Annotated in this window: 3 protein-coding genes and 1 pseudogene; 1 reads left to right on the top strand and 3 read right to left on the bottom strand. The window is 69.7% G+C overall.

Going from position 1 to position 2,982, the window contains the following annotated elements; translation table 11 throughout:
- Positions 1–199: 199 nt before the first annotated feature.
- Together V6M42_RS03635 and V6M42_RS03630 are read right to left on the bottom strand one after the other, a co-directional pair.
- Positions 200–886, bottom strand: a complete 687-nt coding sequence (locus V6M42_RS03635; protein WP_332677216.1) for a polysaccharide biosynthesis/export family protein — start codon at positions 884–886, stop codon at positions 200–202.
- 270 nt (positions 887–1,156) lie between these two features.
- Positions 1,157–1,882 carry a c-type cytochrome gene (locus V6M42_RS03630; RefSeq protein ID WP_332661207.1) on the bottom strand — a complete coding sequence of 242 codons (726 nt, stop codon included), beginning with the start codon at positions 1,880–1,882 and terminating at the stop codon, positions 1,157–1,159.
- A gap of 150 nt (positions 1,883–2,032) precedes the next feature.
- Here V6M42_RS03630 and V6M42_RS03625 point away from each other — a divergent pair, with 150 nt between their 5' ends.
- Positions 2,033–2,761, top strand: a complete 729-nt coding sequence (locus V6M42_RS03625) for a 3-deoxy-manno-octulosonate cytidylyltransferase (protein ID WP_332677214.1) — start codon at positions 2,033–2,035, stop codon at positions 2,759–2,761.
- Here V6M42_RS03625 and V6M42_RS03620 read toward each other — a convergent pair.
- Positions 2,758–2,982, bottom strand: a pseudogene (locus V6M42_RS03620) (NAD(+) diphosphatase); the annotation flags it as partial. The gene V6M42_RS03625 and the pseudogene V6M42_RS03620 overlap by 4 nt on opposite strands.

Here is a 2,982-nt window from a genome sequence, read left to right as displayed (position 1 = left end):
GTCCTGCACGCCACCGGCCATCACGGCGCGGTGGTGATCGAGGCCTTCGCCGAGGCGAACGCCCGGCACCGCGGAACCGGCGGCGCGGACCCCGTCATCCGCCGCCTCTGACCGCAAGAGAAAAGGGCGGCCCGAAGACCGCCCCTTCCGTCGATACAAGGATGTGTGACGCTTCTTGCGTCCGCCGGACGACCCGGTTCTACAGATATGTGAAGTACGCCAACGCCGGCAGAACAGCGAGGATGTCGCGATACCGGGCGTTAAGGCGGGACGTGTCGACCACGACAATGTCGTCGCCGAGAATCTCCGGATCCGTAGCCTGACCACGCCGGATGGCGGCGAGATCGAACACGGCGATCATGCGCCGACCTTCGACTGTCCGGAACACCGCGACCTTCTTGAGGTCAGCAATCTGCGTACCGCCTTCGGCCATGGCGACCGCCTGCAGCAGCGTCGTCCGTCCGCGCATGACATAGACGCCCGGTTTCGTCACGGCTCCGTCAACGATGACCTTCTGGCTCGCGGCCTCGGACACCGAGACGGATACCTGCGGATTGCGAAGGTATCTTTCCCCCAGCCTTGTCTGGAGATCCGCCGACAGCTCAGCCGGCGTCAAACCGGCCGCCTGCACGGAGCCCAGCAGCGGCAGCTGCAGCTTGCCCGATGCATCGACGACGATCTCGGGAAAAGACAGGTCTTCGACCTGCAACACAGTCACTCTGAGCTTGTCCGCAGGGCCGATGCGATAGCCGGTCGCTTCGGGGCCGGACGAGCGGACCATAAACTGCTCAGGGTCGATGGTTCCCGCCGCATTATAGGCCGCCGGCCCACGCATCCCGCAGCCGGCCAGACTCGCAGCGGCAAGAAGCAAGAGGAAAAATCGCATTTGCAAAGCTTTATCCTTGGGGTGGCGCGGGCTTTACCCACCTGCCGGAGAGGTTAGTGGAGCCGCGCCTAGGTAGGCTGGAGCACCATCTGTTGTCCAGAGCGGAGACGCGGCGCAGGCTTTACCCGCCCGCCTGGCGCCGCTGCGTTCCGCCCGGTGCGCAGTCGCTCACCCGACCCTGAACTCGAAAAAAGGGACGGCCATTGACCGCCCCTTTTGCATCGATATGGAGCCAGACAAACCCTGGTCGTCGGGCGGCGCCGGGCTGGTCTAGGCGGGCGGAGCGGCGGGCGTGGCCGTCGTGGTCGGCTGGGCCGCGGGCGAGGCGCCGTCGACCGGAGCGCCGCCGGCCTGTCCGCCGGCCCCCTCGGCCGCTTCCGCGGCGCCGGGAGCGACCGGGGCGCCTTCGGCAGCCGCCGCGGGAGCCGCCCCGGGCTGACGCGCCGGATCGGGCGCGGGGATGGCCATGCCGCCCGAGCCCTGGCTGCGCAGCCAGGCGATCAGGTTGACGCGGGTGTTGGTGTCGCGAATGCCGGCGAACGACATCTTGGTGCCGGGGACGTAGCGGCCGGGCGCAGTCAGGAATTTGTCCAGCTCGTCCAGGCCCCAGGTCGGCGCCTCGGCCTTGTGAGCGCTCATGGCGTCGGAATAGGCGAAGCCCGCGCTGTGCATGACCGGTCCGCCGACCACGCCGAACAGGTTGGGGCCGATGCCGTTGGGACCGCCGGCCACCGCCGTGTGGCAGGCCTGGCAGCGCGCGAAGGCGGCCTCGCCGGCGGCGAGGTCCGCGGCCGGCAGGACGGTGCCCCAGTCAGGCGCCAGTTCGACTTCGGCGTCTCCGCCGGCGGCCTCTTCCGGGGCGTCGACGAAATAGCCCATCTTTTCAGGGGCCTCGGTGTGATAAATCGCGCCGGTCACCTGCTGTACGCCGATGATGACGAAGGCGGTCGCCAGTCCGGCGCCCAGAATCTTGTTCCACTTCAGATCGCCGCTCATGCGCGTCGTCTCATCCCGTTTCTGAGGCCCGACCGTATGACCGGGCGGGCGAATTCTTGCGTGGGCGTCTCTTACACGCTAGCGCGGCCTTCGCAACCGGCGGAAGCTCGCTGATCTGTCGCAGTCCCCAGCCGCCCCCAGGACCTGAACTTGAACCCGCTGATCCTGATCCCCGCCCGCATGGCCGCGACCCGCCTGCCGAACAAGCCGCTGGCCGACATCGGCGGCGTGCCGATGATCGTGCGCGCGTATCGCCAGGCGGCCCTGTCCGGCCTTCCCGTCGCCGTCGCCGCGGGCGATGCGGAGATCGTCGCAGCGATCGAGGCCGACGGCGGCGTCGCTGTCCTGACCGATCCCGACCTGCCCTCGGGCTCCGACCGCATCCGCGCCGCGCTGGACGCCATCGATCCGGACGGCGTGCATGACGCCGTCATCAACCTGCAGGGCGACATGCCCTTCGCCGACCCTGGCCTGGCCACGGCTTGCGCGGCCCTGCTGCACGACGAGCCGGCCTGCGACATCGCCACCCTGATCGCGCCCGAGGCCGACGCCTCGGACCGGACCAATCCCGACGTGGTCAAGGCCGTGGTCGCCCTGTCCGAGGGCGAGCGTCAGGGCCGCGCCCTGTATTTCACCCGTTCGACCCTGTTCGGCGACGCGCCGGTCTGGCGCCACATCGGCCTGTACGGCTATCGCCGCGCGGCGCTCGAGCGCTTCTGCGCCGCCCCGCCGTCGCCGCTGGAGCGCCGCGAGAAGCTGGAGCAGCTCCGCGCCCTCGAAATGGGCCTCCAGATCTGGGCGGCCGTCATCGACGATGCGCCGCTGTCGGTCGACAACCCCGACGATCTCGCGGCGGCGCGGGCGATCGCCGGCCGCTAGGGCTCGAACCCGTCCACCCAGGCCTGGATCAGCGTCCGCGCGATGGCGATGGGGTGGGGCGCCTTGATCGACGGATGGGTCCCCGCCAGCACCGCCGTCGCCTCGGCCCGCGTCAGCCAGGCCACCGCCTCCAGCTCGGTCTGGTCGGGCCGCGCGTCCATGCTGTCGACCTCGGCGACCAGGCCGATCATCAGCTGCGACGGGAAGGGCCAGGGCTGGCT

Source organism: Brevundimonas sp., from assembly GCF_036677305.1.
GTDB lineage: Bacteria > Pseudomonadota > Alphaproteobacteria > Caulobacterales > Caulobacteraceae > Brevundimonas.
The sequence above is the reverse complement of the archived record's forward strand: the minus strand, read 5'-3'. Positions and strand labels throughout refer to the sequence as shown.